General features: G+C 53.5%; 13 protein-coding genes and 3 pseudogenes. 6 read left to right on the top strand and 10 right to left on the bottom strand.

The window, feature by feature from the left end:
* Positions 1-2 precede the first annotated feature (2 nt).
* Together gmtX and greB are read left to right on the top strand one after the other, a co-directional pair.
* On the top strand, positions 3-596 hold the full coding sequence (gene gmtX / locus HBH25_RS12120) for a gamma-mobile-trio protein GmtX (protein ID WP_168084167.1): 594 nt from the start codon (positions 3-5) through the stop codon (positions 594-596).
* A gap of 303 nt (positions 597-899) precedes the next feature.
* A complete protein-coding gene (gene greB, locus HBH25_RS12115) occupies positions 900-1,373 on the top strand; it encodes a transcription elongation factor GreB (protein ID WP_168084166.1) in 474 nt (157 codons plus the stop codon).
* Positions 1,374-1,853: 480 nt separating this feature from the next.
* Here the strand turns inward: greB and HBH25_RS12110 are convergent.
* The 5 genes and pseudogenes from HBH25_RS12110 to HBH25_RS12095 form a co-directional block, all read right to left on the bottom strand.
* Positions 1,854-2,186: pseudogene (locus HBH25_RS12110) on the bottom strand (DUF4113 domain-containing protein); the annotation flags it as partial.
* Positions 2,168-2,368 (bottom strand): hypothetical protein, encoded by a 201-nt coding sequence (locus HBH25_RS23745; RefSeq protein WP_420708482.1) that lies wholly within the window; start codon positions 2,366-2,368, stop codon positions 2,168-2,170. The gene HBH25_RS23745 and the pseudogene HBH25_RS12110, both read right to left, overlap by 19 nt.
* A 230-nt stretch (positions 2,369-2,598) precedes the next feature.
* Complete coding sequence (locus HBH25_RS12105) at positions 2,599-2,868, bottom strand: hypothetical protein (protein ID WP_168084165.1); 270 nt, start codon at positions 2,866-2,868, stop codon at positions 2,599-2,601.
* On the bottom strand, positions 2,861-3,193 hold the full coding sequence (locus HBH25_RS12100; RefSeq protein WP_168084164.1) for a hypothetical protein: 333 nt from the start codon (positions 3,191-3,193) through the stop codon (positions 2,861-2,863). Before HBH25_RS12100 ends, HBH25_RS12105 begins: the two co-directional genes overlap by 8 nt.
* Positions 3,193-3,930 carry a metallophosphoesterase gene (locus tag HBH25_RS12095; protein WP_168084163.1) on the bottom strand — a complete coding sequence of 246 codons (738 nt, stop codon included), beginning with the start codon at positions 3,928-3,930 and terminating at the stop codon, positions 3,193-3,195. Before HBH25_RS12095 ends, HBH25_RS12100 begins: the two co-directional genes overlap by 1 nt.
* A gap of 204 nt (positions 3,931-4,134) precedes the next feature.
* Between HBH25_RS12095 and HBH25_RS12090 the strand changes: the two genes are divergently transcribed.
* A complete protein-coding gene (locus HBH25_RS12090; protein ID WP_168084162.1) occupies positions 4,135-4,596 on the top strand; it encodes a helix-turn-helix domain-containing protein in 462 nt (153 codons plus the stop codon).
* 749 nt (positions 4,597-5,345) lie between these two features.
* Positions 5,346-5,837 (top strand): ProQ/FinO family protein, encoded by a 492-nt coding sequence (locus HBH25_RS12085; RefSeq protein ID WP_168084161.1) that lies wholly within the window; start codon positions 5,346-5,348, stop codon positions 5,835-5,837.
* A 109-nt stretch (positions 5,838-5,946) separates the two neighbouring features.
* Here HBH25_RS12085 and HBH25_RS12080 read toward each other — a convergent pair whose 3' ends face one another.
* The 3 genes from HBH25_RS12080 to HBH25_RS12075 all read right to left on the bottom strand — a co-directional run bounded on the left by HBH25_RS12080 (position 5,947) and on the right by HBH25_RS12075 (position 9,762).
* Positions 5,947-6,903, bottom strand: coding sequence for a toll/interleukin-1 receptor domain-containing protein (locus tag HBH25_RS12080; RefSeq protein WP_168084160.1), 957 nt, complete (start codon positions 6,901-6,903; stop codon positions 5,947-5,949).
* 81 nt (positions 6,904-6,984) lie between these two features.
* On the bottom strand, positions 6,985-7,356 hold the full coding sequence (locus HBH25_RS23080) for a histone-like nucleoid-structuring protein, MvaT/MvaU family (protein WP_195755887.1): 372 nt from the start codon (positions 7,354-7,356) through the stop codon (positions 6,985-6,987).
* A 129-nt stretch (positions 7,357-7,485) separates the two neighbouring features.
* Positions 7,486-9,762, bottom strand: a complete 2,277-nt coding sequence (locus HBH25_RS12075) for a KAP family NTPase (protein ID WP_229631921.1) — start codon at positions 9,760-9,762, stop codon at positions 7,486-7,488.
* A gap of 74 nt (positions 9,763-9,836) precedes the next feature.
* Here HBH25_RS12075 and HBH25_RS12070 point away from each other — a divergent pair.
* Both HBH25_RS12070 and HBH25_RS12065 read left to right on the top strand, forming a co-directional pair.
* Positions 9,837-10,132, top strand: a pseudogene (locus tag HBH25_RS12070) (hypothetical protein).
* A 278-nt stretch (positions 10,133-10,410) separates the two neighbouring features.
* Positions 10,411-10,992, top strand: coding sequence for a hypothetical protein (locus HBH25_RS12065; protein WP_168084159.1), 582 nt, complete (start codon positions 10,411-10,413; stop codon positions 10,990-10,992).
* A gap of 95 nt (positions 10,993-11,087) precedes the next feature.
* On the opposite strand, the pseudogene HBH25_RS12060 reads toward HBH25_RS12065, so the two are convergent.
* Both HBH25_RS12060 and HBH25_RS23335 read right to left on the bottom strand, forming a co-directional pair.
* Positions 11,088-11,695: pseudogene (locus HBH25_RS12060) on the bottom strand (substrate binding domain-containing protein).
* Positions 11,696-11,843: 148 nt separating this feature from the next.
* Positions 11,844-12,011: a helix-turn-helix domain-containing protein gene (locus HBH25_RS23335; protein ID WP_229631920.1), complete on the bottom strand. Its 168-nt coding sequence runs from the start codon at positions 12,009-12,011 to the stop codon at positions 11,844-11,846.
* Positions 12,012-12,074 lie beyond the last annotated feature (63 nt).

Below are 12,074 nucleotides of genomic sequence, written 5' to 3'. Positions count from 1 at the left end.
TCATGTCTCCTGAAGAATTGCTCAGTGAACTCAAAGCCGAATCTTCACCCAAGACATGCGCAACGCTTGATGCCATATTCGTTACCTGCATGGAAGAGAAAAAGCGTGAAAATTCCGACTTCTCCTATGCGAGAATTGCCCGCTTGGGGAAAATCTACGGAGCGCCCTCTGCCCAGAGCATCCGAAACACTCCAGGTGGTGATAAATATCGTGCCTTGATAAACGTTTTTGCCTCTAACGCTCCTGAAAAAACGCCACGGGTCAAGGGGGCTTACGCGTGGATCGAAGAATTGCGACCAGAGCATCGCTTCCTTGTCAAACGGATGTTGGGACAGCTCAAGGAAGCCAATAACCTTATTAAAGAGGCGCTACCCTCTGACACAATATTCCAAGTTGATCTACGAAATACGCCACATCACCTACATAAGCTCAATGACGTAGAAAGACGCGCATTGGAGTATTTGCTGTCGAAATCTTTCATGAGCGAGCATAAGCTGACACTCGGCCCACGCAGTGACATGTTAGGCGCGAATGGAGAGCAGCTCTTTAAGCCTGGAACACTCTCAGCCCTTCAGAAGGCTTTAGATCGCTTGTAGGCGCCATTACTCCCGACTATTTATTTTGCACCGGAAGGCCGCAGCACACAGGTGCTGCCGTGCCTCCCCCTGAATACCATCGCCCGATCCCCCCTAATAGCGCTGCTGCCCGCGATCTACCTTACTACCAAGACAAAAGCCTTGATCCTGAAGGCCAATAACAGGACACTCAGGGCTTATCGGGTCGAGGGATCCGCTCGGCCTCTACAGACGACTTGGTCACCAACCACTTATGATGCGGCTCGATCACAACTAATCAACAAGACTCAAAGGCCAGTTTTTTGAAGTTACAGGAGTTATCCATTGGCAACTAATATTATCACACGAGCCGGCCATGAAAAGTTAAAGTCTGAGCTGGATCATCTCTGGCGTGTCTACCGGCCTGAGATCACTCAGAAGGTAGCTTGGGCTGCATCCTTAGGTGATAGGAGCGAGAACGCAGACTATCAATATAATAAAAAATTACTGAGGGAAATTGACCGCAGAATCCGATATGTTCGTAAGCGCCTTGAAGACGTCAAGGTTGTAGATTACTCCCCCGAACAGGAAGGAAGAGTTTTCTTCGGCGCATGGGTGGAGATTGAGAACGATGATGGTGAGCAGAAAAAATTTCGAATCGTCGGCTATGATGAGATTTATGAGCGCAACGACTATATCTCCATAGACTCCCCAATGGCACGTGCACTCCTAAAAAAAGAAGAGGGAGATGAGTGCACTGTAAAGATCCCGGACGGCGAAGCTACTTGGTATATAAACAAGATCTCATATGAAAACTGAGACAACCAAATTCGAAACCATAAATTAAAAAACAAGCAGTGGTCGTCACATCTCAGTCAATATTTAGATGCCAACCGTGACTATGCAAGACGACCAATTGGCGCACAGGCAAGCTCCATTGGCACCTCGGCGTCACCTCAAGGTGCGGGGGGAGAAATGCTGACCAATTACCCCTCCCTGTTAGCTCGTTTTGACTTGGTCAGCTCATCAAAAGCGTCTTTGCTCGACAGTCACTCGAGTTGATTTGCAACCAAAAAACTTGCGTCGAGCGCAGCCGGGTCAACGGCCTCTCGGGCGTAACCCAAGATCTCTACCACATTGATCGAGCACGGCCAAACATTCCAAATTTAGCTCGTACATTTTTTCGGTATGAGACGAACCCTACCGTGATTACCAGTCCCGATTACTAATAAGTTGATGAGTAGTTTAACGCACGCCAGCTCTCAATGGGCTCAGCTGACGGGCTTTCAATCTTGCATCTTAATTCGCTTTCACCGTCCATAGTTGGTCTAGGCGAGTGGTAAAGCTTTGGCTCATGAGGTCTCGCCTCATCGCCCAGCTCGGGTCAGCCGGGACGCTGGCCAGACGAAGCATACCCCGCCCCCACCGCCCATTGATCTCGTCCAGTACCCCCATGACCTTGTTTGCCTCGACAGGTTGGGATTGGGAGAAGAGATCATCAGTTAATTCACCCGGCTGCCTCAGATCCAGGAGCAATACCTCAGCCTTGCTGTATTTGAACCCTGATCGATAAAGACGGTTCACGGCTTCGCTGGCTGCCTTGGTCAGCAACCTCACATCATTGGTCGGGTATCGACGTACACCTGCGCGCCAGGCTTGCTGACATCCCCATTGAACAGGGCTTTAGCGGTCGCATCGTTTGCTCGCAGCGCTGGAGCGCTGTTAGCAGGCGCCAGTGACTTGAGGTATACCGCGATCGCGTTCAGATCCTGGTCGGAGAGATACTGCGTGCTGTGCGTAACGACCTCCGCCATTGAACCTCCAGCGGCACTGTGCTAGTTGGCCCCCGATTTGAGGAAGGTGGCGATGTCATTGACTGACCAGGTACCGAGCCCCGTGACTTGGCGTGATTTACTGGCGGGGTTCAGACGTTGGAAGACCGCTCAGGATACTGGCAAGCCCTAGCCATGGGCCCTGCCCGACCTTCCTCGGGCTGCTTTTTCTGAGATACGTTGTCGCTTCCCTGAGTGCTCGCCGACGCACTTTATAAGGCGGGCGCTGGGGGCACCAACACGTAGCAGCTTCCCGAGAACGTATCCGCGACCAGGTAGCCCAGTTCCTGACGCAAGGACATGATCGCTGATGTCCTGATGAGCCTGCCATCGGCGAACCTACCTTGTGCATCCATGTAGACCTGACCGACCAAAGCAGTGCCCTCGGGCAACGGCATCCACAGGTAGCCGGTCACGGGCCGAGTGAACTGTTCGGAAGCAGCACTGATCACCTCACCCGGCCACTGCAGCGCCTCAGCCATGGGTGGGCTCCTCACCGGAAAAATGTGAGGCGACAACATAGTGATCACCGGCATCGAGCGTCTGAAGAAGCTGGTACGGCTCCCGAACCGCCAAAATGCGAACAGGAGGCGTCACGACTGTGGATCCATCTTGAATGGTGCGCGAACGGTCGCAAAACGCGCTGGCAGCGTATACCTCGCCAACTCGTGCAGCGTTGACCAAAAACGCGTCGACCAGGACGCCCCAGTCCAATGCCTGGGCGTCAAGCACGGCCTGAGGAAGGTTCCTCGTAAGGCCGGCCTCGCGTTGCCCGAGGGTAGATAAACTCAATTCCAAAGCATCCATTAAATCTCAATCACGCAATGTGGATCGAAACCCGTGACTTCCGACGGGTATCCACGAGGGTTTGAAAACAACCTGCATCCCATGTAAGTCATATCGACCGACTGGTGCGTATGGCCAAAAATCCAGAGATGAGCCAGCGCGACGAGGTCGGGCCAGTCATTGCTGTATGCAGCGCTAAGGTGTCCTTGATGACCTTGGCCCATGGCAAGAGCAAGGGGACAATGGTGAGTCACGACGATCGTCTTTCCGGCGAAGGGCTTTTCAAGCTCGCGGGCAAGCCAATCCTTCGACTCTCGATTACGAGTCGCCACATCATCAGGCCGGAGGCGCCGGAAGTTGCTGCCGGCACGAATCACCCGGTAGTCGTTCATTTCCTCCCGAGCGACCTTGCTTGCGGCTGAGGTGTCGTGGGTCAGTGAGAAATCAGTCCACGCGGTCGCTCCAACCACGCGCACATCACCAATCACCAGGGCTTGATTTTCCAGCACATGCACGTGCTGAGCCGCCGCCTCCCGCATTTTGATTAGCGTGCGGTCGATGTGACCTTGGTAGTACTCGTGATTTCCGCCGACATACACAACCGGCTTTTGGAAGACGCCATTTGCCCAAGACACGCCTCTCGACTTCTTGTCGATGTCCCCCGCCAAAACGGTGAGGTCGGCAAGGTCGTTGACGGCTGAAGGCACCTCGAATAGCGAGAATTCGTTGTGCAGGTCGGAGACCACATACAGCTTCACAATCTACCCATCTCGATTTATCAATATATTGAGCGTCTGCATGTGCAGGCGCCGGTTGGATCCGCGCCAAGGATGTCCTCGGTCTGAGGTCGCGGCTCGGAATCTGAGCACGAGAAACAGCCACGCCATGCCCGGTATGGGAACTATATAGCGTCGTAACGGGCAAGGCAAACTGGCTTTATCCTCGTATTTCTGAGGACACCCATGTCGCGTCGCCAAGGTCTTGCTGCAGCACTCAGAGCCGTTCGCTCGCTTAAAGGCCTGGTACAAATAGACTTGGCCTCAGCTGCTGCTCGGCGATACATCCACAATATCGAGCAATCGAAATCCAACATCTCCCTCGCTAAGCTCGACGAGATCTCGGCAGTTGCCGGCATCGACACCATAACGCTACTGGTGCTCGCGACGGTCGCGTCAGGCGACCAGCCTCTTGATAGCGTGCTGTCCAGGGTCACGGATGAACTTGAGGCATTCAGCGCTTCCGGTGGTCTGGAGTTGCTGGCTCAGCAGTTCAATGAAGGAGCAGTGGCTGCCAAGGCTCAAATTCGACAGCAGAGAGCTGAGGCTATACAGGCGTGCAAAGCACGCGGGCTCACTCAACGGCAGACTGCCGAGGAGCTCGGGGTGCCGAAATCGACTGTTGCCGACTTTTGGAGTCAGGACTAGCTGTGTCGTTGGTCTGAGCAGTGAATGGAACTGGCCCTTCCCTAGGTGAAAAAAACTTCCTCAAACGACTCGTCTTCGCCTCGAAGATACCTGGTATGAAGCTGGCCAGCCTCGACGGTGCTCGCCAAAGCTGATGCGTTTTTAAATACGCCGCACACCCTTCCCTTGATCTCTGAATCGAAGCCGCACAAGCTCTATGGCATTCACCTAGGTGTTGGAGCAGTTAAAAGCTTGGCATTGCGCCGGGAGGCTGCTTGATCTGTCCTACTCGGCATCTCGAGTAAACCAGCTATAAAACCAACGGTGCATTTCGCCTAGGCCGAGCAGGTACCAGAATTCCAGGAAGTACATCAGATAGCTCATCCAGACTCCCCACCCGCGACTTAGAATGCCCATGTGGACATAGCCAATCAGCACTGCGCCTACCACCCAAAGACCCACCGCGAATGCCCATGCTCTCCGTCTGTAAACCCAACATTCGTTCCTAGTCATCGACACTTGATCTTGGGGGCTTACTGATTTGGCCATCTCCGGCGCGAGTCGTTTCCAGCAATTCAGCTTCATGGGCTCAGACGTCTGGGCGAGATGGAGCTCGTCAGATGCATACCCCATCCCTCCCGTCATGCCTGGTGCTGTGCAATCACTTGGAACCCCGAGAAATTAGCAGTGCGTCCTGTTTCTGCTGCGACCTTGGCCTGCATGCAATATCCTTGCACCACGCAATCAACCTAGAAGCAGTGAATAGAACGATGGGTTTTGAACAACTAGCTGAGCTACGTGACCGCCTGCGGGCTGAAAAAGAACCCCAAAAGGCCGAACGCGCGAAACACCCCAAGCGTAAGTCTCCCCCACAGGCGAAGCGTCGCAATCAAGATCCAGCCGTAGAAGCAATCTGGCCATTGCAGAAGCATTTTCCACTGGCGTTTCCCGTCAATCCGGCTCCGAAGGTTCCGCTCAAAGAAGGCATCCTGAAGGACGCTGAGCAGCACTTGGAGCTGCTCGGGTTGACCAGCGAACAGCTCAAGCTGGGTATCTCAACTTGGTGCCAAGGATCCCGATACTGGAAAAGCATGGTAGAAAATGCGCCACGGTTTGATCTGGACGGTCAGCCCGTTGGCATCGTGACTGCCTCACAGGCATTGCATGCTAAGCGCCAAGCCTCTCGGCAACGTGTCCAAGACAGGCGAAATCGTGCACAGCCGAAACCTGGCGCGCCAGTGTCCGCCCCAGATGCGCTGTAGTGCAGACAACGGAGTGAGCTGACTTAAAGGCCTTTCAGCCAGGAGCGCGCGGCTGCATCCCCTTTCAGCCTTCAGGCCTACGCGCTCCGCACATCCTTGAGTGATGGGACTAATGTTGCAAGCGCTCGATCAGTTTGGCCCACAAAAGCTCAGCCACGCCCTCCTGACTGAGCTTTCCAACACCCCGCTGATGCATTCCCATCAAGGACTTGAAATACATCGATTGGTCATCGCATTCGATATTGAGCATTTCATTGTAGCTATTAGTGCTTGAAGCCTGGGAGGAATAGGTAATTGCCCCTCTGCCGAAGCCGTTGCCAAGGGCGATAGCACACTCGCTCACGATGGAGCCTTGGTTATACACCGCAGCGGTGAATCGATTTGCAGTCACTAGTCGAAACACACCTTGAATGCCGGGATTTCGCTCCTGCAGCTCCCTAAGGGTCGCATCAAAAAAACGAGCTACGAAATCGAAGGTTTCGTGAGCAAATTGATCCTTCTCCAGATCAGTGAACGTCTTGCGTAAGCGCAGGTTACTAGAGCGCGGTTCTACCAAAGCCGCACCTACCATGTTTGAGCTGAAGGTTGAGGTGTGGGAGTTGGCAGTGGTCTGCTTTTGCTTTCTCGAATCAACGTCTTTTACAACGGCTCTAATCTGCTTGGCGATATCAGCATAGGCTTCATCGTAATTTGGCCAAGTTGTAACGGCTTTTCCGTCGCGAGGTGCCGCCAGCAATTTCCCAATGGGAGTAGACGACCAATCGCATGGGCGCACGATTACCGGGATAACTCGGCACTCGCCACCAGCATGCCGTTGCAGTGCCCTTTGCATTTCAACGGAGTAGCAATAGTGCGAGCTGATGAAACTTGAGCTAACCAAGAGCAAAATTACGTCTACCTGGTCAATTTGTTGATCGATAGTGGAGTCGATTTCGCTGCCCGCAAGGATCCGTCGATCATGCCAAGACTCGATCATCCCCTCGTGCTTCAGAGCAGCGAGGTGCTTCTCCAATTGATCACGATGAGCTTCATCGTCGTGGCTATACGAAAAAAACACCTTTGCCATATAGGCCCTGCCTCTGGAAGGTGAAAAAAGTCAGTGTATAAAAAAACCGCCCCTAGGGGCGGCTTTTTGAAGAGGTCTGGATCACTGAGCCAGCCAGGATTCAACCTCATCTGACCCGTGTTCAGCTTTCCAAGCCTTCAGCGTTTTGTGGTTGCCACCTTTGGTCTCAACGATTTCACCGTTGTGTGGGTTCTTGTAAACCTTCACCGACCGCGCCTTACGAGTGCCCTTTTCAGACACAACCTGAGCGCCCTTCCGGCTTTTTGCAGCCTGCGGATCCAGAATATTGACTACGTCTCGCAGGCTAAAACTGTACTCACCCAAAAGGTCACGCAGTTTGGTTTCAAACTCAATTTCTTTCTTCAGGCCTGTGTCGTTTTTCAGCGTTTCCAGCTCTGCGAGCTGGGCTGCTAGCTGTTGTTCGAGTTTGCGGAATTCTGCGAGACGAGAAATTTAAAACTCCATTGATCCCATTAGTGACGCTTGTTTCTTTAATGTAGTTGAAACCCAGAGAGCGGTCACCCGGTGCACATGATTTGCGCCAAACCCCAACCCGATGTGTGCCTGAATGCCTAGGAGTGCTCAGGACGGAGATCCTGTGCTTGGCACCATATCCTTCAGTTCACGTAAACCATCTTCATGGTGACTGAAGTGAGGATCTCTCCCCAGCAGAGAATCACGAAAACGGATGAGGGATGAAGCCAGCCAGGGATTTTCCGGAAGCCCCTCAGCCCTCACCAACCGCTCGATGACCTCAACCACCTGATTTGCGTCTACCAAACGGTCGAGCGTCTTCAAGTCGATAATGACGTTCGGTGGGTTCAGCAGCGCAGCCAGCGTCCCCACAGAGTTCATATCCGTCAGTTGGGCCGTGAGGCTAGCTCTGAGGCGAGTGTCCCATTGATCTGAGTTCAGCAGGCAGAAAATTGCCTCGTTGTCTGGCAACCTGCGTAAAACCATGCCACTGCTTACAGCTTTTGCGTAACGCTTGAGCTCACGATCCCGCAAATCTATCGTTTCATTAAAATCAAAGATTATCTGGCTGTGTGACTGTTTTGGGTAGTGAGTCAGGCCATGGGCGAAAAGATGTTTCCTGAGAATCCAAGGCACTAGGAGCAAGTCGGAACTGGCTATAAGAGATTGCACGATGCTCCGAAACCTTGCCGTGGTACCGGTCGAAGTCTGCGCGAACCTCCACAGTATTGCGCAAGCATCGTCAACCAGACCTGCCGTTTCTTCCTGACTTAGGATCCAGTCGTACTGGCGAACTAGCGTTTTAGAAAGTGCGACCCAAAAAACCGAGTCTCCCGAGCTTGGCAGCAGAGATAAGGCATCGCCGATGCGATCAAAAAGTTGGTCGAGTTTACTGTCAGCCCGGAGTAATTCCAAAAGGGCAAATGACTCATCGACCTCTTCACATGCCCAGATTTTTTCAACGTCGGCCTTCGACATCATCCCTGGGGGATTACCCAAATAAAGCAACCTGATTAAATTTCGGCGCTTCGCAACCCTATTGCCCCGATCAGCAGCTGCAGACAAATTCTGCTCACCGCCGAACCGAGGGAACAACAGCTTCAAAAGGGTCTCCTGATTTTCGTCGGTTGCGCCAAGTAACTCACTGAGTGATTCTGAAATCTCACCACGGTCTCTTCGGCACTCAGCTCGGCGAACCATCTCGGGCGTGCCAGGGTCGTCTACGAGCTTTTGAAGTCTGTCCGCAATGCGCTGTCGGAGGCTAGGTGCCTTGGTGACCAGCCAGCTATAGGCGAGCAGATCGTAGGAGCAGATTTCCCCACGAACGATCTTTTCGAGCACTGAATATGCCCCGACCATCCGCTTGATTTCTCGCGGTGTCCTGACTACACGAATCAGTTCCTCATAGACTTCGAGTTGGTAAGGGAGCGGCGGAGACGGAAGCTCGATCCCATTGTGCTGCATTGCGTTGGCGAGAAGCGCTTTCGCGTCATCCTCAAACAGCGGCCTCAAAGGAATCGGAAACTGGACGATTTTCTCTAGGTAGCTCTCCCCTGTCGCGCGCCGCTCCTCGGGGGTGCTGCCTCTGCCCAACGCTTGAGTGACTCGGTCAGAATCGTAAGCAACCAGATATGAAATGCCTTTTATATCGCCTACAGCCTTGACGAGTTGCGCGACGGCACGCACCTCCTCATCTTCTACTCGGTCTAGTTCATCGATGAGGACGACCACCGCAACCTTGGCGTCAGCGAGCTTGGCTTCCAGAAATTTTCGCTCGTGGATTGGTGTTAGATCCTTTGGCTTGAGCACCGTTCGAACGAGCTTGATCAACCACTTCTTCCAGAAGACCGAGGCAGCTCCGCCCCCCATCAAAGCGTCGATGATTCCAGCAGTGGTCGTTCCCACGAACTCTATCGAAGCCTTATAGCGTTCAAGGTAAGTCTGCACGGCTCTTACTTTTTCATTCGGACTTTTACCGAGTGCTTCCCGCAAGCTGTCGAAGTAGGCTCGCACGAGCTCATCTCTTCCCTTGAATAGCCAAGGATTCAAAGTCGTCACTACCACCTGATCCATCTGCTTCAGCTGCGAGCCAAGCAAATTCAACACGCTGGATTTACCTAGCCCCCATTCCCCCGTGAGGCCAACCACAAACCCAGTTGCCCTACGCGAAACGACTCCGCCCTCTGGATTTAACTCAGTGTGTACCAGCGTTCTCACCAAGCTGGAGATGAATGGGCCACGTTCCAGGGCGTCAGCATCCGGGTGCTCGATGGCGCGATCTTGCCGAGCAATGTGATCAAATTTACCCATAAAATTATTCTGTCCTTGAGTTACATGTCGCAACTGTATGTTCCATGTATCCGAAGAGGCAACGGCGTCACGCATCGTGCTCCCGGCGCCCTCACGACCGCATTACGAAATGGTAGGCTTATGCCAGCAACATCCCCGCGAGAAACGACATGAACACAGATTTGACTGAAGAAGAGATGCGCCGAGCGCTCTTCGGCGGCCTCGCGCCTGCACCTCAAGTGACCGCACCCTTAGCACCTAAGCTGACACCACAAATCGGCCCCGGACAGTTGGCGAAGCTGCTGCCCATAAAGAAGACCGATAAGGCGTTCACCCCGCGCCTGCGAGTAACCTTGCAAGTGGGTAACGAGTTCGAAGGCAAAACATCGAGCTGATCCACGACACCGATACCTTGAGTACGCTGCTGGCTGAGCAGGAGGCAGTTAAACTGGCCAAGAAGAAGTAGCGATACGTTGAAGTCATTTCAGTGCAGTCGACGTAGTGATCGATTGCCGTGTACACAGCTCACTGGCGCTGGTTACAGATCGAGCCATCCATATGGGAATAGATTGAGGTGCCGGAGACAGCTTGTTTGGCCGTTTCAGCACTGCCAGCATGGCAGCGATCGGCAGCGCCAACGCCTACTTACCGGCCGGGCAGTGCCCATTAGGTCACCGCCCATGAGCTCGATATGATGGCCACCATCAGGTGAGAGCCGCCTCCGTGCGCGGCGATAGAGGCCAGATGTCTTTCTTTGGAACGCTGTTCAACAGAGTCAGACCGACAAGCTATGAGAAAGAGTTCGACGACGCGCTGAAGAGAACCCGTAAGTGGCAACTCAACCCACCCGAATTCACCTCAACACCCAGACGCTTCGTCAACGACGATACGACTCGCGACATCCGGAGGTGCATGAAAGGCCTCTATGGAGGGCATCTGCCCGAAGTCCTTGCAGGCAAATGCCTCGACGTCGCGCTCGCACTGCGTGAGCCCTTAGAGGGAATTTTCGATGTGCCGGTGGCTATCACGCTCGGCTACGTAAGATTCGGAAATGAGGCCGTTTTCCATACGCCCGAAGGAAAACTCAAGCAGATGCTGAAGCAAAATTTAGCGCTGCAGGCTGTCAACATTCATGCCTGGTTGAAGCTTCCGAGCCATGAGATTATCGATCTTACATTTTTCATCTCTGTTGGCGTGCGTCACCAGCGGCCGGACTATATGGGCATGGCTTGTCTTGGTCATTCCGATAGCATGGGTGAAGACGTGTCTTACCACCCGCAGCTAGTCGGAGATGGCTTCCTATGGCAAACAGGTCTGTTGGTGTAAAGCATCGTGGGCTTTACTAACCTCCTGGCGCAGCGCTAGAGGCAGTTTGTATTGATCGACGCTATCAGAGACCGGACTCTATGGGGGCGTAATCCTCATTGATCCCATCCTGCCTGGATGGCATGTGTAATCTCGTCAACAAAGACCCTCGTTTTCGTCTGAATGAGTCGCCCGGGGGGTATCACAGCATGAACAGCTCCTTCCTCTGAGCCTCGCCAACCAGGCAATACCGGGACAAGCAGACCGCTCCGGGCAGCCGCGCCGGCGAGCCAATCGGCCGTCAGGATTATCCCCGTGCCTTCGATGGCCGCTTGCAGTAAAGCCTCCGAATTATCACTCACAATAGGCCCCAGTGGACGGACTGTCTTGCGCAACTGGCCTTGCTTTGAAATCCAGTCGGGCCAACTGGCATGGCTGCTGAAACCCAAGCATGAGTGATGGCTTAGGTCGGCTGGGGCCTGTGGCACCCCACGCTTTTCTAAATAAGAAGGCGCGGCATAGAGCAGGCCCGAGAAAGCCGCAATCTGGCGGGCAACCATCGAACTGTCTCTAAGCCCCTCACCCGCACGGCAACGTCGAAGCCTTCCGCAACCACGTCCACATATCGATCGGCAAATCGTACGTCTAATCGAATGTTCGGATATTTTTCGATGAAGCCAGGCAGCAACGGTGCAACCCACCGACGCCCAAAAGCTACCGGCAAGGAAACTCTCAACAATCCTTGGGGGGTCGACGCGAAATTACTCGCCTCCTGACCTGCGCTATCGAGCTCATCGAGGAGTGTGCGAATCCTTTGATAGTGGATGTGCCCTACCTGTCAAATGCACACGCCGAGTTGTCCGCGGGAGTAGCTACACACCCAGTCGCGCTTCAAGTTGAGCAAGTCGACGGGAAACGATAGTGGGATCTTTTCCGACAACCTTGGCGGCTTCTACAAAACTTGTCGACTCAACGATCGCGACGAAGGCCGACAACTCATCCAGACTGACCCTACCCAGCAATTCCTGCATTTTTTGCATAATAGAAATTCTTTTTATCCCGATTATCATCGATTTTGCATCTGTTAGCCTTTTTCCGAAATC

Source organism: Pseudomonas quercus, from assembly GCF_012033695.1.
GTDB classification, from domain to species: domain Bacteria; phylum Pseudomonadota; class Gammaproteobacteria; order Pseudomonadales; family Pseudomonadaceae; genus Aquipseudomonas; species Aquipseudomonas quercus.
The sequence above is the reverse complement of the archived record's forward strand: the minus strand, read 5'-3'. Positions and strand labels throughout refer to the sequence as shown.